Origin of the sequence: Gilliamella sp. W8136 (assembly GCF_016101285.1) — a bacterium.
In the GTDB taxonomy this organism is placed as follows: Bacteria; Pseudomonadota; Gammaproteobacteria; order Enterobacterales; family Orbaceae; genus Gilliamella; species Gilliamella apicola_N.
Map to the genome: position 1 here is coordinate 17,868 of NZ_JACFQU010000019.1, position 19,611 is coordinate 37,478.

Here is a 19,611-nt window from a genome sequence, read left to right on the forward strand (position 1 = left end):
TTACATCACCGATTATTTATCCGTTAAATGATCGACATTGTTATAGTATTTAACCGTAAATTTTCCTTCTGATTTATCATCCGTTTGTTGATAATTAACAACACTTATGCTGGTATTTAACATGCGCGGAAAGTATTGATCATCACGGTGTAAACGCCAATCACCTCCATTTAATACGCAAAGTAATAATCGCAATACCGTTCCATGCGAAACGACTAAAATATTACCCGTATTTTGTGGTGCATTTTGAATTATCGTATTGAGTCCTTGTTTCATACGCGTTAGAACATCAAGATAATTTTCACCTTTATTGGCAGAAGCATCAAAATTAGCAGGATCGGTTAAATAAGTTGTAAACTCTGGCACTTCCTTTTTAAGAGTCGGTACATGTTTACCCTCCCAATCACCAAAATCCATTTCTTGCAAATCAGACAGTTCAAATGTTGGAATATCTTTAATATTTTCGTTAACGATATAATTACGTGTTTCTATAGCACGTTGTTGAGTACTGGAATATGCTTGCAAAAAAGGGACATCTTTTAAAGATTGCCCTGTTATTTTAGCCCCTAAAACGCCTTGTTCTGTAAGAGGAGAGTTTTGCGATCCTTGCATTTGATCTTTAATATTCCACTCTGTTTGCCCATGTCTAATTAAGTATAAATTGAGATCTTTCATTCGCACTTATTACCTTTTTATTTTAATGATTCTGTTTGTTGATATTTATCATTTCTAAGCTGATTTAAACATGCTTGCAACTTATCATCCATCGGTGCATGTAACTGCATTTCTTGTAAAGTTTTCGGATGAATAAATTTCACATTAGCCGCGTGTAAAAATAATCGGTTAAGTTTGGTATTTGCCAGTTGCATATCAAATTGGTTATCACCATAACGATCATCAAAAGCAATTGGATGGTTAGCATATTGAGTATGAACTCGAATTTGATGAGTACGTCCTGTAACTGGACTGGCTTTAATTAAAGTTGCAAAATCAAATCGCTCTTCAACTTTAAATCGCGTTTCAGAAGGCTTTCCTTCTTTATCAACTTTGACAACACGTTCACCACTTTTTAATACGTTTTTAAGTAATGGCGCCTGCACCACTTTACATTCTGACGGCCAATTTCCTTTTACTAATGCCAAATAATTTTTTTGCATCTGTTTAAGTCTAAGCTGCTCATGTAACGCTTTTAATGCGGAACGTTTTTTAGCTATTAATAGTACACCCGATGTTTCACGATCAATTCGATGAACTAATTCTAAAAACTTTGCTTCGGGTCTTAATGCGCGTAACCCCTCAATGACACCAAAACTTAAACCACTACCGCCATGAACGGCAATACCAGAAGGCTTATTAATGGCTAAAATCACATCATCTTCATAGATGATTGCTTTTTCCAGATCAGCAACTTTATTAAGCTTAGTTGAAATTTCGGGTGTTGTTTTTTCAGCAACGCGTATAGGAGGAATACGAATCTCATCGCCATTATTTAATTTATATTCAGGTTTAACGCGTTTTTTGTTAACTCTCACCTCACCCTTTCTTAGTATGCGATAAATCATACTTTTAGGTACACCTTTTAAGTGTGTAATTAAAAAGTTATCAATTCGTTGTGTCGCATTTTCTTCTGAAATTGTGACAAATGAGACTTGCAATTTTGTTTGTGGAACGTTTGAATCCATAAGAAGTGATTAATCCGCCATCAATATATAAAAGTCGTTTACATTATCCGAAAATAAACTACACTAGCATCACTTAAAAATTAGATAGATTACTTTCGATATAATTAAAGATAAGTAATTATAACGGAATATGGAGGAATAAAATAGTATGTTATCACTACTCAATCATTACTCAAATGGCAGAGCTGCTTGGTTTTTATTATTCCTTTCTACCTTTATTTTTGAATTAACAGCGCTCTTTTTTCAACATGTGTTAGATCTAGCCCCTTGTACATTATGCATTTATCAACGCTGTGCTATTTTTGGAATTATGATCGCAAGTATTATCGGACTAATTAAGCCTAATAATTATATTTTTCGATTAGGCGGAATTTTGGTTTGGTTATTTAGTGCCTATAAAGGATTTATGTTAGCGACATTTCACGCTCATTTACAATTTGAACCCAATTTTAGTGATACCTGTGCAATTAACGTTCAATTTCCATCTTGGTTACCTTTAAATCAATGGTTACCAAGTATGTTTAATGCCTATGGCTCATGTGCCGATAAAATTTGGACTTTTTTAACCATCGAAATGTCTCAATGGATGATTATTATTTTTGCTTGTTATCTTTTTGTCGGTCTAACCATATTAATTTCCCAATTCTTTCCAGCAAAGAAAATATAATTTGAAACCAGCGCTGCTTTTATAAAACTGGCGCTTTTTGTTGAGTTTGCTAGAATATATGACAATTTTATTTTAAGAATTGTCATATATAAATGCTTTTGGAATATCATCCCCCTATTGACCCTTGGCTTTCTATCCTACATCAAGATGACCATATTGTCGTTGTTAATAAACAGCCTGGGATATTATCTGTATCAGGTAATAAACCTCAATTTATTGATAGTATTATTCACCGGTTACAACAAAAATACAGCTATGTTGAATCGGTTCATCGTTTAGATATGGCAACCAGTGGTATTATGGTTGCAGCGCTATCTAAATTAGCCGATCGAGACATAAAAAAACAATTTCGTGAACGGATCCCCAAAAAAACCTATATTGCTGTGGTATATGGGCATCTTGAGCAAGATACCGGACAAGTCGAATTACCTTTAATTTGTGATTGGCCGAATCGTCCAAGGCAAATGGTGGATCTTGAAAACGGTAAACATGCATTAACTGAATATCAAGTTATTTCACGAAATGAGAATAATACTACCCGAGTTAAATTATTTCCATTTACGGGACGTTCACATCAATTACGTGTACATATGCAAGCTATTGGGCATCCTATTTTGGGAGATAAATTTTATGCACATCCTGAGGCATTTTCGATGTCTCAAAGATTGTTGTTACATGCCCAATCACTGACAATAAATCATCCTAAAACAGGAGAAAGCATGACTTTTACATGCGAGCCTGATTTTTGAAAATATTCATATATTAAATAACGGCTGTTACATAAAATTCACTGATGGTAATATTTGACAAACCAGTTATGGTAAGGAAATTAAAATGCAAAAAATTGTTTTAGCAACAAATAATCAAGGTAAAGTTAATGAGCTACAAAACCTGTTAGCCGATGCTGGTTTTAATGTTGTTGCACAAAAAGAGTTCAATGTACCTGAGGTGGATGAAACTGGTTTAACCTTTATTGAAAATGCGATATTAAAAGCAAGACATACGGCTAAATTTACTAAATTACCAGCAATCGCTGATGATTCTGGATTAGTGGTTAATGCGCTTGGTGGTGCACCGGGGATCTATTCTGCCCGTTATGCAGGCGAACATGGTAACGATGCAAGCAATAATCAAAAATTATTGCAAGAGTTAAAAAATGTACCAAGTGAAAAACGTACCGCTTATTTTTATTGTGCATTAGCGTTTATGCGACATGAAAATGATCCAACACCCATTATTTGTTTGGGAAAATGGGATGGCATCATTTTAAATGAAACACGAGGAGAAGGTGGCTTCGGTTATGATCCTTTATTTTATGTACCCGAACTAAATTGTAGCGCTGCAGAGTTAACAAAAGAGCATAAAAGTCAGATTTCACATCGAGGACAAGCGCTTAAACAACTCATTGCTAAGATTAAAACCGAATATTAAACCAGTATCCTATATTTACTAAATTGTATCTTTACAAACAAACAGTATATACTTGCACAAACCATCAATAATGGAGGTTGATTGTGATTCTGATGATAGTAAGTGGCCGTTCCGGCTCTGGAAAATCAATTGCATTACGGGCGCTAGAGGATATGGGATTTTATTGTGTTGATAATATTCCTGTCGCTTTATTACCACAGTTAGCTGATGCATTAAAAAACAATAATACCCCTGTCGCTGTTAGCATTGATATTCGCAATTTGCCTATCAATTTTGAATTTAATTACGATATACTGCAAAAACTTCCAGAATCAGTAACACCTGAAATTATTTTCTTAGACTGTAGTCGTAACACACTTATCCGTCGTTACAGTGAAACAAGACGTATACACCCTTTAGCCAATAAAAAGTATTTACTAGAAGAAGCAATCGATCTTGAAGAAAATTATTTAGAGTCATTAAAATCGCATGCCAGTTTAGTCATTAATACAGATAATCTTTCTGTTCACCAATTATCTGACATTTTAAGAGCACGCATTTTAGGTAAAAAAGAGCGTGAATTAACTATGATTTTTGAATCATTTGGGTTTAAACACGGTTTGCCTATTGATGCCGATTTTGTATTTGATGTCCGTTTTTTACCTAATCCTCATTGGGATATCAATTTAAGACCCTTAACAGGATTAGATGAGCCTGTAATTAATTATCTATCAAAACAAGATGATGTAACCAATTTTATCTATCAAACAGCTAATTACTTGCAACAATGGTTGCCAATGTTAGAGAAAAATAATCGAAGTTATTTAACTATCGCGATTGGCTGTACTGGAGGACAACATCGTTCCGTTTTCATTGCAGAGCAATTAGCTGAATTTTTTAAAGCACAAAATAAACAAATACAAATTCGCCATCGAACATTAGAAAAAAAGTAATTATTTATTGAGATCATTATTGAAATTCCATGCATCTTCTAAAGATTTTATGCAGTTTTCAAAAATATATTTTAATGTTACTTTCGGTTTAGATTCTGTTGTTAATGGAGCCACAAGTTGACTGATTTTGATTAGTTCAATATCAGACGGTAAGTTAGCCAATTTATTTCTAAGCACATTGAGCGTCTGTGGATGTGGATGCCCAATCGCAATGGCAGAACCATTTTTACGTGCAACTCTGATAGCTAAATCGAATTGTTGACTGATAACAGCCTCATTTTGCTTATCGTCTAAAAATACATCTCGTTCTACAACTGGAATATCATAAAGACTTGCCGCTTCTCTGACGGCTGTTTTTCCGACGGTTTTACTATCTAAAAAAAACATTGAGTGGTAACTTAGCGCTTTCATAACATTTTCCATTCCAATTTGGCTTGATGTCATTAAGCTGCCCATGTGGTTATTAACTCCAATTGCATAAGGTACATGCGCTACCGCATTGTTTACAATACGATCAACTTCCTCTTCTTCCATATAAGGATACAACGTATCTTTCTCTAACGGCTGCTTACCAAAGGGAGCCATTGGTAAGTGAATCATCACATCATTGCCGTGCTCATGAGCGATATTGGCAATATGATGTGCATTTGGAGAATTAGGCAACACCGCCACCGTAATATTAGGCGAAAGTTTAATAATTTGCTCTTCATTATGTTGTCTATAGCCAAAATCATCAATAACTATTGCTAACTCTGCTGCCCATACATTGCTTGTTTGTAATAATAGACCAATGGCCATTGAAATAAGTAAACGAACCACTATTTTAACCATCCACTAGGATTTAAAGCTTTTCCATCTCGACGAATTTCAAAATATAATCCTGAACTATTTTGTCCGCCACTTGAGCCCACTAACGCAATGGGTTGACCACTATAAATTTTATCACCGACTGCCACAAGCACTCTTTGATTATACCCATATAAACTCATATCACCTTTACCATGATCAATTGCAACAACAAAACCATAACCTTGTAACCAGCTTGCTAATATTACGCGTCCATCGGTTATCGCTTTTACTTGTGTACCATCTTTAGCATTGATTACCATTCCTTTCCAATACAGTTCACCATGTAATGATTCGCCAAATCGATGCAAGACAGATCCACTTACTGGCCAATTAAATTGACGTTTAGGTTTACCAATGCCACTAACTCGAGCCATGAGCGATCGCTCTTCAGGGCTTAAAGTATAATTATTATTTTTCTGTTTTGCTTGAATTTTTTTTGCTTGTCTTGCTTCTTCTTCTGCTATGCGTCGACTTTCTCTTTCTGCTTCAGCAATTTTCGCTTGTAGTTTTGCCTCATTTTCATGCAATTGCGCCAATTTTTGTTGATTAACTTGCATGGATGATTCTAATGAAGTAATCGTTTTTTTTCTATCTTGGCGATTTTTTTCAAGCCCTACCTGCTCCTGCTTGCGTTTTGTTTGTAATGCCTGTTGAGAAACTTGCTTCTTTTGTAAAGCTAATTTTTTTTCGTTGAGTTGCACTTGCGTTTCACGCAAGGCATTAATATGTTGTTCTCTGGCGTCATTGATGTAACCAAAATAGGTGATAAGACGTTCATTGCGTTCACTTTGCTCACTAGCAAAGATAAGCTGAAAGCCGGTATTTTTGCCTAGTTTAAAAGCGGTTTCAAGCTGCTTAGCCAATGCGCGTCTTTGCTGCTGTTGTTTAACATTTAAATCATCAATTTGCTTGATTAACTGAGCAATTTCCTTATTAAGTTTATTCAGTGTAGCATTATTTTTTTCAATTGATGTCAGCAGTTTAGCTATCTCGGTTTCTTGTTGTTTGAGATCATTAACTAATTGAGTCCTTTCCTTTTTCTGTTCAGCTAAACGAATTTCTTGCTCTTTAATTGACTGGCGCAAATTTTGTAATTTTTGATTATCATCAATCGCATACAAAGGGTTGGCATACATTAATCCAATTAAAATAGGGATAAGAAATTTTTGATAAATAGCCATAGAATTGTAATTAGGATTTATTATCAAACGTAAAAGATAAACCACTATACATACAAATAACTAAATAAGCAAAATGTATACCATCTCAGCGGGTTTAAGAATAATTGCAGCATATAGTATATTAGACATTTCACAAGCACGGATAAAAAGTATAAAATACAAAACTATTTAAATTACCAAAAAATCAATTCAACCATAAAGATAACATCATGCAAAAGTTTAATGTCAAAACCTTTCAAGGGTTAATACTAACGTTACAAGATTACTGGGCTAATCAAGGTTGTACGGTGATTCAGCCGTTAGATATGGAAGTTGGTGCAGGCACTTCGCACCCTATGACTTGCTTACGAGCACTTGGTCCTGAGCCAATTAATGCGGCTTATGTTCAACCATCGCGTCGCCCTACCGATGGTCGCTATGGCGAAAACCCAAATAGGCTACAACATTATTATCAATTTCAAGTTATCTTAAAACCTTCTCCTGACAATATTCAAGAGTTATATTTAGGTTCATTAAAAGAGTTAGGGCTTGATCCAACGATTAATGATATTCGTTTTGTTGAAGACAACTGGGAAAATCCTACTTTAGGTGCATGGGGACTAGGTTGGGAAGTTTGGTTAAATGGTATGGAAGTCACCCAATTCACTTATTTTCAACAAGTTGGAGGACTTGAGTGTAAACCTGTTACAGGTGAGATCACTTATGGTCTTGAACGACTCGCTATGTATATTCAAGGTGTAGATAGCGTATACGATTTAGTTTGGAGTGATGGCGCCTTTGGTAAAACAACTTATGGCGATGTGTTTCACCAAAATGAAGTTGAACAATCGACTTATAATTTTGAATATGCCAATACCGAATTCTTATTTTACTGTTTTGAACAACATGAAAAAGAAGCTAAATTTTTACTTGAACTTGAAAAACCACTGCCATTACCGGCTTATGAACGTATTTTAAAAGCTGCTCACTGTTTTAATTTACTTGACGCACGTAAAGCAATTTCAGTTACTGAAAGACAACGATATATTTTACGTATCAGAACATTAACTAAAATGGTGGCCGAAGCATACTATGCATCACGCGAAGCGCTTGGCTTCCCTATGTGCCAAAATTCACGTTCTAACCCAAGCGCAGCAAAGTAGGAATTTAAAGATTATGCAAAAAACATTTTTAGTGGAAATTGGTACTGAAGAGTTACCTCCAAAATCACTCCGAACATTAGCTGAAAGTTTTGCAGCTAATTTTATTGAACAACTTGATAATGCCAAATTGGAACATGGTGAAGTACTTTGGTATGCATCGCCTCGTCGCTTAGCATTAAAAGTTTTAAATTTAAATGACACACAACCAGATAGCCAAATCGTTAAACGTGGCCCAGCGGTGAGCGCAGCATTTGATGCAAATGGCAATCCAACTAAAGCCGCTGAAGGATGGGCTCGCGGATGTGGTATTAGTGTCGATCAGGCTCAGCGCATTCAAACAGATAAGGGTGAATGGCTTTGTTATACGCAAAATCAAAAAGGTCAGCCTGTCGTTAATTTATTGTGTGATATGGTAAAAAACGCATTAAGCAAATTACCTATTCCTAAACCCATGCGTTGGGCGGCTCGACAAGTTGAATTTATTCGACCTTGCCATACTGTAACAATGCTTTATGGTAAAGATTTAGTGCCTGGCACTATTTTAGACATCGAATCGAATCGAGTGATTCGAGGTCATCGCTTTATGGGTGAGCAAGAATTTACTATTGATAATGCAGATCAATACCCAGATATTTTAGAACAACGAGGTAAAGTCATTGCGGATTATGATAAACGTAAAGCTATCATTAAACAACAAGCGCAAGACGCTGCAACCAAATTAAATGGTAAAGCAGATTTAACCGACAGTTTACTTGAGGAAGTCTCTTCTTTAGTTGAATGGCCGGTTGTATTAACAGCTAAATTCGAAGAACGCTTTTTGGCTGTACCTGCCGAATCACTGGTTTATACCATGAAAGGCGATCAAAAATATTTTCCAGTTTACGATAAGCAAGGCAAACTGCTGCCGAATTTTATTTTTGTGGCAAATATTGAATCAAAAGACCCTCAAGTGGTGATTTCAGGTAATGAAAAGGTAGTTCGCCCTCGCCTAGCCGATGCAGAATTCTTTTATCAAACGGATTTAAAACAACGTTTAGAAGATCGTTTACCTCGCCTTGAAACCGTTCTATTTCAACAACAATTAGGAACGGTTAAAGATAAAGCGTTACGGTTAGAAGCCTTGTCTGGTTTTATTGCCGACAAAATTGGCGCTAACGTTGAGCAAGCAAAACGTGCAGGTAAACTGACTAAATGTGACTTAGTGACAAATACCGTCTTCGAGTTCCCTGAAACGCAAGGTATAATGGGTCGCTATTTAGCACTTAAAGATGGGGAAAGTATTGAAGTTGCAACGGCCATTGAGGAGCAATACAAACCTCGTTTTGCAGGTGATGAATTGCCAAGCACTTACGTATCGTGCGCTGTGTCAATTGCCGAGAAAATGGATACTTTAGCGGGTATTTTCGGTATTGGTCAACACCCTAAGGGGGATAAAGACCCATTTGCGTTACGTCGTGCAGCTATCGGTGTGCTACGTATTATTGTCGAAAAAGCGTTACCATTAGATTTGGCCGAATTGTCAACTTATGCAGTATCACTATATGGTGAGAAGTTAAATAATAAAAATGTTGTTGAAGATATTGTTAGCTTTATGCAAGGGCGATTCCGTGCTTGGTACCAAGAACAAGGCTTTACCATTGATACCATTCAAGCGGTATTAGCACTTAATCCGACGAAACCTGCCGATTTTGATGCAAGAGTCAAGGCAGTAACGCATTTTCGAACACTATCAGAAGCATCATCATTAGCGGAAGCCAATAAGCGTGTTTCTAATATTTTATCTAAAACCGACAGTGTTATTTCTGAACATGTTAATGCCGCCCTATTGGTAGAGGGTGCTGAAGGGGAATTAGCCAAACATGTAGCGATATTAACCGATAAATTAGCTCCTTACTTTAACGATGGGCGTTATCAAGAGGCTTTAGTTGAATTAGCAGCACTTAAAACACCGATTGATGCTTTCTTTGAAAATGTCATGGTGATGGTAGATGATGAACAGGTGAAACTTAATCGTCTAGCCCTTTTGAAAAAACTACAAAATTTATTTTTAAAAGTTGCTGATATTTCACTTTTACAATAATATCCCTTTCGTTAATTATTTAGTGGTAGCTTTCTGGTTACCACTAATAAGGTAAGAATGTAAATATGCAAACAGAACTCTCTTTTTCCATAGTTTTTACTCAGACTGTTAATTTTATTCGAAATCGGTTTTGGTCAATTGCGCTAATCAGTTTATTATTAAATATAGTCTCTTCATTAATTTTAAAAAATACTGTTGATCCTGTAATTATTACTCAATTATTTCAAGCAAAGAGTCCAAGCGCATTTCCTCTTTTTTTAAAAATGCTGTTAATTAAATTAGTGTTATTTATAATAATTGATTCGATTTTAATTGCTGTTATTTATAACTATTCTGTCAATAACTATCTTAATTTAAATACAGTATTATCCAGAATGCTACCCAATGTACTAAATATGATTGGTTTTGAGCTGATTTTCTTAATCATATTGCCAATAATTTTCCTATTTGCGGGATTAATATTTATGATTTTGGGATTAATTGTTCCAAAGGCTCTAGTCGTTTTCCTATTTGCAGTCGTCGCGATTGTGTTTGCCATATTTTTTAATGCGATTTACTACAATTTTTGTGGATTAATTGCTCAACCAACAACTAAAACTTTTTTCGAAAAATTCGCTGAATGTAACAGATCTATATTAACTCATTGGCGTTTTGCTCTTCCGATGATGTTAATATATTTTCTTGTGGTTTTTGTTATTTCGCTTTTTAATACTTTAGATAATAATATCTTTTTATCCGTTATTTATTCAACACTGTTAACGATCTTAAATATTTTTACAATTTGCTTCTTTTATCGTTTGAATATGCTATTAACAAGTAACAAATCAACACTTGAACCACCTGAGCAAAATAACAGTTTAATTATTTAAAAATAGCCATTACGTTTAGTTACCCTATTAATTTTTATTAATAGGGTAACTAAAATTCAATCATTAACCTATTTTATTTAATTACAGTAGACATCACTATGACACCTGCGATTAAGCTTCTTAAAAAATTAAATATCACATTTAAAATTCACCAATATGAGCATGATCCTAATGATACACACTATGGACAAGAAGCTGTAAATAAACTCGATCCCAGTTTAAACGTAGTTGCTGCACAAGTGTTTAAAACATTAGTAGTAAGTTTAAATGGTAACGATAAAATGTTAGCGGTTTGTGTATTACCAGTCGATAATCACTTAGATCTTAAAAAAGTGGCTAAAGCACTAAACTGTAAAAAAGTCGATTTGGCCGATCCTAATTTAGCGCAAAAAATTACAGGTTATTTAGTGGGTGGTATTAGTCCATTAGGACAGAAAAAGCAATTACCCACTCTTATTGATTCAAGCGCGGCTCAACTAGAAAAAATGTTTATTTCGGGGGGAAGAAGAGGATTAGAAATAGAACTCATCCCACAAGATTTAGCAAAAGTATTAAATGCAAAATTTATAGAGATAAAATCGTAACCTTGCTTGTATCTGCTTTTATTTTCTAATCAATCGCTATATGTTAAAAAACTATACAAATAAAAAACATGGCCACAAGACAACGCCTTATGACCAAAAGTACATCCCATCAATATAAAAAATAGGAAGAAATAAACAAACTTATTTGATTGCTTCTTTTAAGCTTTTACCTGATACAAATGCGGGTACTTTACTTGCGGCAATTTTGATTTCTTTACCAGTTTTTGGATTACGACCAACGCGAGCTTTTCGATCATTAACTTTGAATGTACCAAAACCAACTAGTTGCACTGGCTCACCAGCTTTTAATGATTCAGTAATAGCGGCTAATGTTGCTTCTAGAGCTGTTTTTGCAGCAACTTTTGTAATATCTGCTTTGCTAGCAATAGCATCGACAAGTTCTGTTTTATTCATGGAAATATCCTTACATAATTATTTTATTGTTAAAGTTAACATTATAAGCAATGTCGAAAGTCAACTTTGCTTCTGTAAACAACTTCAGATTACATTGTTATTAAATGTAGTCTATATTCTTCCAATGTTAAAGAAAAATTTGGTAAAAAATAAAAAAATGACGCATTTAAAAGCTTAATTGCTCAAAAAAACACCAACATTACTTATTGCAGACTCTCGAATATCAGCTTTTAAACCTTTTATTAAGTCAATCATATTGTTATTTTCATCTCGTAAAATTCGAAAAATTTCCCATTGAAAATCAAATTCATCGATCACACTAGGTAAAGTTTGTTGTTCATCTTCACTTAGAACAATATTTGATTTTGTCATTTCAAATTCTGCAACGGTTGTTGCCGATATACTACTCACTTTTGCTGCGTGTTCGGTTACTTCACCCGTTAAATATGAGTGTAAAACCTCACTTAATGCCTGACATGCATCAATAGCAGGGTAAATAATATAAGGACTATCTTCGGTAATACTAGGAATAATCACTTCTAACTTTTCCAGCTGTAAATCAAAATTGATTTTTACATTCTCAACTAATAATGATTCCCACATCAGATCAAGTATTTTCTTATAACTTTTAGCATCTTCCTCATTTTGCTGTTGTTTTGCGTAAAAGACAAAATTTGGGTACATTCTTTCACACAAACAAAGCATGAATAAACGTTGTTGCCATAATGCTAATTTTTCGATTCTTAATTGAACTGGATTTTTAATCATGATGAAACCTTTTGGAGCGTTGATGTACAGCCTCAATTAAATATTGTACATGTTCTACTGGAGTATCTTGATGAATACCGTGCCCTAAATTAAAAATATGCCCATTATGAGTACCATATTCTTTAAGAACAGTATCAACATTAGATTCTATTGTTTGTCTATCAGCATACAAAACTGACGGATCTAAATTACCTTGCACAGCAATTTTACCTTTTTGTCGAATATCACTCAAATTAACTGTCCAATCAACACCAATAGCATCACAGCCAGTGTTAGCAATGCTATCTAACCATAATCCGCCACCCTTGGTAAAAAAAGTAACAGGCACATATGAGGTGACATCCTGAGTTTTATTGCCTCGTTTTAACTTTGATAAGATTAATTGCATATAGTTTAAAGAAAACTCTTGATAACTTTGATGACTTAACACGCCACCCCAAGTATCAAATATCATTATTGATTGAGCTCCCGCTTCAATTTGTGCATTTAAATACAAAGCAACACTCGTCGCCAATTTTTCAAGTAATAGATGCAGTGCTTTGGGATGACTATAAAGCATCTTTTTTATTTTGGTAAAGGTTTTACTGCTTCCCCCTTCAATCATATAAGTAGCTAACGTCCAAGGACTGCCAGAAAAACCAATTAAAGGCACTTTGCCATTTAACTCTTTTTTAGTCAGACGTATTGCATCCATTACATAGCCAAGAGATAACTGCGGATCGGGAATAGGTAATTTTTCAATATCAGATAATTGAGATAGGGATTTAGTAAATTTGGGTCCTTCGCCTGCTTCAAAATACAATCCAAGTCCCATTGCATCGGGAATGGTTAATATATCCGAAAAAATAATAGCTGCATCAAGGTCAAACCGACGCAAAGGTTGTAATGTCACTTCACATGCCAATTCGGGTGTTTGGCACATCGTCATAAAATCACCCGCTTTGGCTCGTAACTGTCGATACTCAGGCAGATAACGACCGGCTTGCCGCATCATCCAAATAGGGGTGTAATCAACAGGTAAACACTGTAATGCGCGTAAATAACGATCATTTTTTAATTGACTCATATTATCTGCTCTGTAAGTGGTTATTGCACTTTGTAAAAAAGTTTCAGGTTAGCATTACGTTTTAGTAAAAAACATTAAATTTTACTTACTATTTCCTATCTTGTGGTTGAGATAAAGAACGTTGTGCATAACGGATTAAAGTCTCAGAAATATTTTGCATTACACTACTTTCAGGCGCAAACCGATGCCAATAAAGCATACGTCTTTGGTATAAACCTTCAGTCAGATTGACTAATTCACCATTTTTTAACTCTTGCTCAACCTGTAACATCGGTATCATACAACAGGCAGATCCCTGCTTAGCAAGCTGAACAAAGGCCTCTGATGAACTGGTAATATGACAAATTACACTACCAGGCGTTAGATTAAAGTTTTCTTGTAGAAAAGCTTGATGCATATCATCCAAATGGTCAAAAGCAACCGCAGGCGCTTTTAAAAGCGAAGATCGAGTTACCCCATTGGGAAAGTATTTTTTAGCAAACTCAGGCGATGCTACAAAAATATAATCAAGCGCCCCTAATAAATCAGATAAGCAACCAGGTAATGGATTAGGTTGAATACTGATTGCTGCAACTACTGTGCCTAAACGCAGTAGTTCTAAAGTATGTTCTTCATCCCTTACTTGAATATCAAAACGAAGAATATTTTTATCCAATACGGGCTTTAAAGCTGGTAAAAGCCATGTTGCTAAAGAGTCAGCATTGATTGCAATCGATAACGACAATGGTGTTGTGTTTTGTTCATTATCACCTAACCATTGCTGTTCCAATAATTCAACTTGATGCAATAATCCTAAAAGATGCTCTCCTTGCTTGGTGGCTTTCGGCGGTATCGTTCTAACTAATAATTGTTGACCGAAAAAGCTTTCTAATTGTTTAATACGTTGCGATACGGCTGGTTGTGTGATACACAATTTATCAGCTGCACGTTCAAATCCCCGTTCTTTTATCACTGCATCTAATGCTTGTAATGCTCTATAATCTGGACGCTTCATAATCTCTTTACTAATGATTTGATCATTGCTTGGATATTAAAGCTACTTTAATATCGTAAAAAATTTTTAACCTATCGAAAATTAATATATTTATTAAAATACTAATGATTTTTGCTTTCCAATTGGGTACTATGCCATATCTTTAATAATTTTTCTTTTAAAATTTTATTTTTTTAAGAAAAAGTATCCTTAACATAGGATGATATCATGACACAAGACGAATTAAAAAAGGCGGTAGGCTGGTCAGCCTTAAAATATATTAAACCAGATTCATATGTTGGAGTAGGAACGGGCTCTACAGCATCTCATTTTATTGATGCCTTGGCGACAATCAAAGATCAGATTAAAGGCACTGTTTCAAGTTCGGAAGCCTCGACACAAAAATTGAAGAGCTATGGTATTCCAGTACTAGACTGTAATGATGTTGATAGCTTAGATGTATATGTTGATGGCGCTGACGAAATAAATCAACAATTACAAATGATCAAAGGCGGAGGAGCCGCTTTAACACGTGAAAAAATAGTTTCAGCACTTGCAAAACAGTTTATCTGTATTGTGGATGAATCAAAGGTTGTCGATGTATTAGGAAAATTCCCATTACCTGTAGAAGTCATTCCAATGGCTCGTTCCTATGTTGCCCGTGAGTTAGTTAAACTTGGCGGTAAACCAATATATCGACAAGGGGTCGTGACCGATAATGGCAATGTTATTTTAGATGTGCATGATCTTCTTATTACCAATCCGGTGGAATTAGAACATCGTATTAATAATATTGCTGGTGTGGTAACCGTTGGATTATTTGCCAATAGAGGGGCAGATATCGCACTAGTTGGATGCAGCTCAGGTGTAAAAGAGTTAAATAAAACTATTTAATTTTTAAAAAATTATAGTAAATACCTATTATATTTTGATGGATAGAGAGGAAATAATGGTTGTTCAGGCGTTAACGAAAGATGAAAACAAGTTTGTATTACTTGAAGGGATCCACCCTAGTGCGGTTGAAACACTTAAATCAGCAGGTTATAACAACATTGAATATCATAAAGTTGCATTATCTAAATCTGAACTTAAAGACGTATTAAAAGATGCAAGATTTATTGGTATTCGCTCAAGGACACACTTAACGAAAGATATCATTGATGCTGCACCTAAACTTGCTGGGATTGGTTGTTTCTGTATTGGAACCAATCAAGTTGAACTTGAGGCTGCTACCGTTAAAGGAATTCCTGTTTTTAATGCACCGTTTTCTAATACTCGTTCAGTTGCAGAGCTCGTATTAGCTGAAGCGATTTTATTACTTCGTCGAGTACCAGAAGCCAATGCTAGAGCTCATCAAGGTAAATGGAACAAAATAGCCACTGGCTCTCACGAAGCACGAGGTAAAAATTTAGGCATCATTGGTTACGGTCATATTGGTAGTCAATTGAGTGTACTTGCTGAATCATTAGGTATGAATGTTTACTTTTATGATATTGAAACCAAATTACCATTAGGAAACGCCAAACAAATTGCAACCATGAAAGAATTACTTGCTATGAGTGATATTGTTAGTATGCATGTTCCTGAAAATGCAACAACAATTAAAATGATTGGCAAATCAGAAATTGATATGATGAAATCAGGTGCAATTTTGCTTAATGCTTCCCGTGGCAGTGTGATCGATATTGATGCACTCACTCAAGCGCTAGAAGCCAATAAGCTTAGTGGCGCAGCAATTGATGTATTTCCAACTGAACCGGCTAGCAATAGTGATCCATTTGAATCGCCATTGTGTAAATTTGATAATGTCATTATTACTCCTCATATTGGCGGTTCAACCAGTGAAGCTCAAGAAAATATTGGTATTGAAGTAGCAACAAAACTAGCTAAATATTCAGACACCGGGGCAACACTTTCCGCAGTTAATTTTCCTAAAGCTGCTTTGCCAATTCCAGCAAAAGGTTCAAGTCGTTTTATCAATATTCATCACAATCAACCTGGCGTATTAACGGCAATTAATACGTTATTTGCAGAACAAGGCCTGAACATATCTGCACAATATTTGCAAACCGCTCCTCAAATTGGTTATGTTGTTATTGATATCGATAGAGTAGAACAAAGCAAAGCCGAAGAGTTATTAGTTAAATTAAAAAATGTAAATGGTACCATTCGAGCTAGATTATTATTTTAATTTATCTTAGTGATATGTTCGAATGATCATTTTTCAAAGAATTTAATGAATAAAAAACGTTTGAGCGCATATCTATACTGTCGGAAATGACCTAAAACGGTTAAAGACTCAAAGCTTATTATTAAGCCAATTTTAATAAGCTTTGATATTCATTATTAGGTTTGATGCATAACTTTGGGCTGAACCCTTTCTAAGATTTTTTATCTGGATTTTTTATTTGGTTAAGGGCTTTACTTTTATTACTTTAATGCCCTTTTGAATTAATGCATCATAATATTTATCATCTAAATTATTGTCTGTAATGATGGTATCGACAGCACTTAAATCACACACCACATTTGGACTGCGTCTTCCAAATTTTGAAGAATCCGCTAATAAGATTAATTTCGCAGCCGCTTTACTCATTGCAACACTACCATGATAGCTTTCATTAAATGTAGTAACTCCACCAACTAAATCTACGCCATCTGCACCCATAAAGAGTTTATCAAACGTGTAGGATTCAAAAGCAGCAATGGCGGACGCATTATTGCTATGGAATGAGGCTGATTTACGGCGAAATGTTCCGCCCGTTAAGATAATAGTTTGGTCATTATCATTAGCGACCAGTTCATTTACCATATGTAAGCTATTGGTCATAATAGTTAAATTATTGAATCTAGCAAGCATAGGGATCATTTGAGCAACCGTGCTACCAGCATCAAAAATGATTGAATCACCTTCATGGATCAATTTAGAGGCTTCTTCGGCAATCGCCTTTTTTTGAGCAGTATTAATGTAAGTTTTATGATCGATGGCTCGGTCACCAATTTCGCGGTTTAGCATAGCACCACCATAAGTACGCAAAACTAAACCACTTTCATGAAGTTGTGTAAGATCTTTACGGATAGTTGTGCCAGTAGTTTTAAAGTGTTCAACCAGTTCATCAACACTAACTTGTCCATGACTTTGCAAATATTCTAAAATAGCTGTCTGTCTTTGCCTTACCTTCATGCTTGGATCCCATCACTATAACTAGCGTATAAAAATTTTTATTTTATATAATTATTATACTTTATAATGAAAGAAAATACTTTTCAAAATAAAAGTTAATTTTCATTTATTGGCAGTCAAAGCGACAGTTAATGCACTTTGTGAAGATGGCTCATTAGGAAATATCTTTTCAGGTATGATATCTAAAACCGACAATCCATGTAATTGTGAGATAGGTTTGGGTATAGCAAAAACCGTAATCCCTTTCATAATAACAGAATCAATGACTACCTGATTTTCATCTAACGAAATCGCAATTAATACTCTGGGTTTAAAACGTTTATTTTTACTACGACCAACTCCCAAGTACATACCTTTTTTCAAGGATAAAAAAGCATGATTAAAACGGCGTATTTGAAACCAACTAAAAATAATTTGGATACACCACGCAATCAATGCCATGACAATTAGCGTATTGGTCATATTCATGATTAATCCTTTTTATATAAATTGAATAATAAAGTGCGATAAGTTTTAAATTAACTTACGCACTTTATTCTCATTAAAACATCACTTGACCACCCGTTATATTAATTGATTGTCCTGTACAATAAGAAGCTTTGTCACTTGCATAAAATAATAAGACATTAAGTACATCTTGATAATCACAACCACGTTTAAGGGGTACTTTATCAATATAAACTTGCTCAACTTGATCTTCTGCAATACCTAACTTTTTAGCATACTGAGGTATTAATGATTGGAACATTGGCGATTTTAATAAATTACCTAACATTAATGAGTTGACTGTAATTCCATAATCAGCAAGATCCAGCGCCAATGATTGAGTTAACCCAACACCGCCAAATTTAGCCGCACTGTATCCAGAGTTATGTTTACTGCCGACTTTACCTGATTTAGAGTTAATTTGAATAATTCGACCCGGGATTTTATGATTTACCATTAATTTAGCAAATTCACGTGCACATAAGAAATAACCAGTAAGGTTTACATTCACTGATAGTTGAAAATCGCTTAATACGAAATTAGTAATTGGCGCAGCTTTAGCAACGCCGGCGCTGTACACCATTAAATCCGCACGTTTAAAAGTATCATTAACATCATTTGCCAACTGAATAACACTTTCTTCGTTTGTTGCATCAACCCCAAAACCTTTAGCAGTACCTGCACCATGCTTTTGGTTTATCTCGTCTGCAACTTTATTGGCGTTTGCGATATTTAAATCAGCAACGGCAACCTTGTATCCAGCATCAGCAATACCCTTACATAAAAATTCACCTAAAGTTTGACCACCACCTACAATAACTGCTACTTGTTTCATCTTTTATTTTCCTTAATTATTTAAAATTTTAATTTCATCACCTACAAAAAGTTTTTCAGGGATTTCACCCTTTACATGCACCGTTCCGGGTAATTCAGCTTGACGATTACCATCAAACCTTATTGTGATATGTCCTAATTGTTGAAAATTAACATTTGCTACATCACCTACCGCGGTAATGTTATAAATATGATGACCTAAATGAATCACTTGTCCGACTTGTAAATCCTGCTTTAAAACATCATGACTATGAATAAAGCAGTAATCGGCTAAATCGGCTGGCGCACCGGTTTTAAATAGAATTAGCATGCCATCAGCTAATGCTTCTGACGCAAATTCACCAATTTGATTAATGTTTGATTGATAGATAACATTTGACATTCTTAACCTTCTTATTTTCTGTACTAAACACTCATTTTTATTGCGATTGTTAGCTTAAAACGGGATGCGCAATCCCATTTTTTAATC

At 34.9% G+C, this 19,611-nt stretch carries 22 protein-coding genes; 10 read left to right on the forward strand and 12 right to left on the reverse strand.

Features of this window, described 5'->3' with window-relative positions; genetic code table 11:
* Positions 1-12 precede the first annotated feature (12 nt).
* Together H3T96_RS12660 and rluC are read right to left on the reverse strand one after the other, a co-directional pair.
* Complete coding sequence (locus H3T96_RS12660) at positions 13-675, reverse strand: histidine phosphatase family protein (protein ID WP_144093268.1); 663 nt, start codon at positions 673-675, stop codon at positions 13-15.
* Positions 676-692: 17 nt separating this feature from the next.
* Positions 693-1,682 (reverse strand): 23S rRNA pseudouridine(955/2504/2580) synthase RluC, encoded by a 990-nt coding sequence (gene rluC, locus H3T96_RS12665; protein WP_086326235.1) that lies wholly within the window; start codon positions 1,680-1,682, stop codon positions 693-695.
* A gap of 148 nt (positions 1,683-1,830) precedes the next feature.
* Between rluC and dsbB the strand changes: the two genes are divergently transcribed.
* The 4 genes from dsbB to rapZ all read left to right on the forward strand — a co-directional run bounded on the left by dsbB (position 1,831) and on the right by rapZ (position 4,712).
* On the forward strand, positions 1,831-2,349 hold the full coding sequence (dsbB, locus tag H3T96_RS12670; protein WP_086326236.1) for a disulfide bond formation protein DsbB: 519 nt from the start codon (positions 1,831-1,833) through the stop codon (positions 2,347-2,349).
* A gap of 92 nt (positions 2,350-2,441) precedes the next feature.
* Positions 2,442-3,098 carry a bifunctional tRNA pseudouridine(32) synthase/23S rRNA pseudouridine(746) synthase RluA gene (gene rluA, locus H3T96_RS12675; protein WP_144093266.1) on the forward strand — a complete coding sequence of 219 codons (657 nt, stop codon included), beginning with the start codon at positions 2,442-2,444 and terminating at the stop codon, positions 3,096-3,098.
* An 85-nt stretch (positions 3,099-3,183) separates the two neighbouring features.
* Positions 3,184-3,780, forward strand: coding sequence for an XTP/dITP diphosphatase (locus tag H3T96_RS12680; protein WP_086308686.1), 597 nt, complete (start codon positions 3,184-3,186; stop codon positions 3,778-3,780).
* Positions 3,781-3,863: 83 nt separating this feature from the next.
* Complete coding sequence (rapZ, locus tag H3T96_RS12685) at positions 3,864-4,712, forward strand: RNase adapter RapZ (protein ID WP_144093264.1); 849 nt, start codon at positions 3,864-3,866, stop codon at positions 4,710-4,712.
* Here rapZ and H3T96_RS12690 read toward each other — a convergent pair whose 3' ends face one another.
* Positions 4,713-5,531 (reverse strand): divergent polysaccharide deacetylase family protein, encoded by an 819-nt coding sequence (locus tag H3T96_RS12690; RefSeq protein ID WP_186279291.1) that lies wholly within the window; start codon positions 5,529-5,531, stop codon positions 4,713-4,715. It abuts the gene before it with no gap.
* The gene (envC, locus tag H3T96_RS12695) at positions 5,531-6,742 is read right to left on the reverse strand and encodes a murein hydrolase activator EnvC (RefSeq protein WP_086326241.1); all 1,212 of its coding nucleotides are present in this window, start codon (positions 6,740-6,742) and stop codon (positions 5,531-5,533) included. Before envC ends, H3T96_RS12690 begins: the two co-directional genes overlap by 1 nt.
* Before the next feature lie 209 nt (positions 6,743-6,951).
* On the opposite strand from envC, the gene glyQ reads away from it, so the two are divergent.
* The 4 genes from glyQ (at position 6,952) to ybaK (ending at position 11,417) form a co-directional block, all read left to right on the forward strand.
* Positions 6,952-7,884 (forward strand): glycine--tRNA ligase subunit alpha, encoded by a 933-nt coding sequence (gene glyQ / locus H3T96_RS12700; protein ID WP_084810878.1) that lies wholly within the window; start codon positions 6,952-6,954, stop codon positions 7,882-7,884.
* A gap of 10 nt (positions 7,885-7,894) precedes the next feature.
* On the forward strand, positions 7,895-9,964 hold the full coding sequence (glyS, locus tag H3T96_RS12705; protein WP_144093285.1) for a glycine--tRNA ligase subunit beta: 2,070 nt from the start codon (positions 7,895-7,897) through the stop codon (positions 9,962-9,964).
* Between the two features lie 65 nt (positions 9,965-10,029).
* On the forward strand, positions 10,030-10,833 hold the full coding sequence (locus H3T96_RS12710) for a hypothetical protein (protein WP_039129975.1): 804 nt from the start codon (positions 10,030-10,032) through the stop codon (positions 10,831-10,833).
* A 98-nt stretch (positions 10,834-10,931) separates the two neighbouring features.
* Positions 10,932-11,417: a Cys-tRNA(Pro) deacylase gene (gene ybaK / locus H3T96_RS12715; RefSeq protein ID WP_144093260.1), complete on the forward strand. Its 486-nt coding sequence runs from the start codon at positions 10,932-10,934 to the stop codon at positions 11,415-11,417.
* Positions 11,418-11,558: 141 nt separating this feature from the next.
* Here ybaK and H3T96_RS12720 read toward each other — a convergent pair whose 3' ends face one another.
* The 4 genes from H3T96_RS12720 to H3T96_RS12735 form a co-directional block, all read right to left on the reverse strand.
* Positions 11,559-11,831, reverse strand: coding sequence for an HU family DNA-binding protein (locus H3T96_RS12720; RefSeq protein ID WP_025314554.1), 273 nt, complete (start codon positions 11,829-11,831; stop codon positions 11,559-11,561).
* Between the two features lie 174 nt (positions 11,832-12,005).
* Entirely contained in the window at positions 12,006-12,599 is a 594-nt protein-coding gene (locus tag H3T96_RS12725) for a YjaG family protein (protein ID WP_144093258.1), read from the reverse strand.
* A complete protein-coding gene (gene hemE, locus H3T96_RS12730) occupies positions 12,592-13,665 on the reverse strand; it encodes a uroporphyrinogen decarboxylase (RefSeq protein ID WP_086327066.1) in 1,074 nt (357 codons plus the stop codon). Before hemE ends, H3T96_RS12725 begins: the two co-directional genes overlap by 8 nt.
* Before the next feature lie 88 nt (positions 13,666-13,753).
* Positions 13,754-14,659, reverse strand: a complete 906-nt coding sequence (locus tag H3T96_RS12735; protein WP_039128992.1) for a LysR family transcriptional regulator ArgP — start codon at positions 14,657-14,659, stop codon at positions 13,754-13,756.
* 207 nt (positions 14,660-14,866) lie between these two features.
* Here H3T96_RS12735 and rpiA point away from each other — a divergent pair, with 207 nt between their 5' ends.
* Together rpiA and serA are read left to right on the forward strand one after the other, a co-directional pair.
* Positions 14,867-15,532, forward strand: a complete 666-nt coding sequence (rpiA, locus tag H3T96_RS12740; protein ID WP_086327067.1) for a ribose-5-phosphate isomerase RpiA — start codon at positions 14,867-14,869, stop codon at positions 15,530-15,532.
* 55 nt (positions 15,533-15,587) lie between these two features.
* Positions 15,588-16,829, forward strand: coding sequence for a phosphoglycerate dehydrogenase (gene serA / locus H3T96_RS12745; RefSeq protein ID WP_144093256.1), 1,242 nt, complete (start codon positions 15,588-15,590; stop codon positions 16,827-16,829).
* Positions 16,830-17,042: 213 nt separating this feature from the next.
* Here serA and H3T96_RS12750 read toward each other — a convergent pair whose 3' ends face one another.
* The 4 genes from H3T96_RS12750 to srlB all read right to left on the reverse strand — a co-directional run bounded on the left by H3T96_RS12750 (position 17,043) and on the right by srlB (position 19,524).
* Positions 17,043-17,822, reverse strand: coding sequence for a DNA-binding transcriptional repressor (locus H3T96_RS12750; protein ID WP_086327295.1), 780 nt, complete (start codon positions 17,820-17,822; stop codon positions 17,043-17,045).
* Between the two features lie 102 nt (positions 17,823-17,924).
* A complete protein-coding gene (gene gutM, locus H3T96_RS12755; RefSeq protein WP_172398420.1) occupies positions 17,925-18,290 on the reverse strand; it encodes a transcriptional regulator GutM in 366 nt (121 codons plus the stop codon).
* Between the two features lie 73 nt (positions 18,291-18,363).
* On the reverse strand, positions 18,364-19,143 hold the full coding sequence (gene srlD, locus H3T96_RS12760) for a sorbitol-6-phosphate dehydrogenase (RefSeq protein WP_039128979.1): 780 nt from the start codon (positions 19,141-19,143) through the stop codon (positions 18,364-18,366).
* 12 nt (positions 19,144-19,155) lie between these two features.
* A complete protein-coding gene (gene srlB / locus H3T96_RS12765; protein WP_039128977.1) occupies positions 19,156-19,524 on the reverse strand; it encodes a PTS glucitol/sorbitol transporter subunit IIA in 369 nt (122 codons plus the stop codon).
* Positions 19,525-19,611 lie beyond the last annotated feature (87 nt).

Coding starts and splice junctions, on each gene's coding strand:
- H3T96_RS12725 (WP_144093258.1), bottom strand. CDS start 12,599: ATGATTAAAAATCCAGTTCAATTAAGAATCGAAAAATTAGCATTATGG.
- rluC (WP_086326235.1), bottom strand. CDS start 1,682: ATGGATTCAAACGTTCCACAAACAAAATTGCAAGTCTCATTTGTCACA.
- gutM (WP_172398420.1), bottom strand. CDS start 18,290: ATGAATATGACCAATACGCTAATTGTCATGGCATTGATTGCGTGGTGT.
- glyQ (WP_084810878.1), top strand. CDS start 6,952: ATGCAAAAGTTTAATGTCAAAACCTTTCAAGGGTTAATACTAACGTTA.
- H3T96_RS12750 (WP_086327295.1), bottom strand. CDS start 17,822: ATGAAGGTAAGGCAAAGACAGACAGCTATTTTAGAATATTTGCAAAGT.
- H3T96_RS12680 (WP_086308686.1), top strand. CDS start 3,184: ATGCAAAAAATTGTTTTAGCAACAAATAATCAAGGTAAAGTTAATGAG.
- hemE (WP_086327066.1), bottom strand. CDS start 13,665: ATGAGTCAATTAAAAAATGATCGTTATTTACGCGCATTACAGTGTTTA.
- H3T96_RS12710 (WP_039129975.1), top strand. CDS start 10,030: ATGCAAACAGAACTCTCTTTTTCCATAGTTTTTACTCAGACTGTTAAT.
- H3T96_RS12720 (WP_025314554.1), bottom strand. CDS start 11,831: ATGAATAAAACAGAACTTGTCGATGCTATTGCTAGCAAAGCAGATATT.
- ybaK (WP_144093260.1), top strand. CDS start 10,932: ATGACACCTGCGATTAAGCTTCTTAAAAAATTAAATATCACATTTAAA.
- H3T96_RS12735 (WP_039128992.1), bottom strand. CDS start 14,659: ATGAAGCGTCCAGATTATAGAGCATTACAAGCATTAGATGCAGTGATA.
- srlD (WP_039128979.1), bottom strand. CDS start 19,143: ATGAAACAAGTAGCAGTTATTGTAGGTGGTGGTCAAACTTTAGGTGAA.
- srlB (WP_039128977.1), bottom strand. CDS start 19,524: ATGTCAAATGTTATCTATCAATCAAACATTAATCAAATTGGTGAATTT.
- H3T96_RS12660 (WP_144093268.1), bottom strand. CDS start 675: ATGAAAGATCTCAATTTATACTTAATTAGACATGGGCAAACAGAGTGG.
- envC (WP_086326241.1), bottom strand. CDS start 6,742: ATGGCTATTTATCAAAAATTTCTTATCCCTATTTTAATTGGATTAATG.
- serA (WP_144093256.1), top strand. CDS start 15,588: ATGGTTGTTCAGGCGTTAACGAAAGATGAAAACAAGTTTGTATTACTT.
- dsbB (WP_086326236.1), top strand. CDS start 1,831: ATGTTATCACTACTCAATCATTACTCAAATGGCAGAGCTGCTTGGTTT.
- rluA (WP_144093266.1), top strand. CDS start 2,442: ATGCTTTTGGAATATCATCCCCCTATTGACCCTTGGCTTTCTATCCTA.
- rpiA (WP_086327067.1), top strand. CDS start 14,867: ATGACACAAGACGAATTAAAAAAGGCGGTAGGCTGGTCAGCCTTAAAA.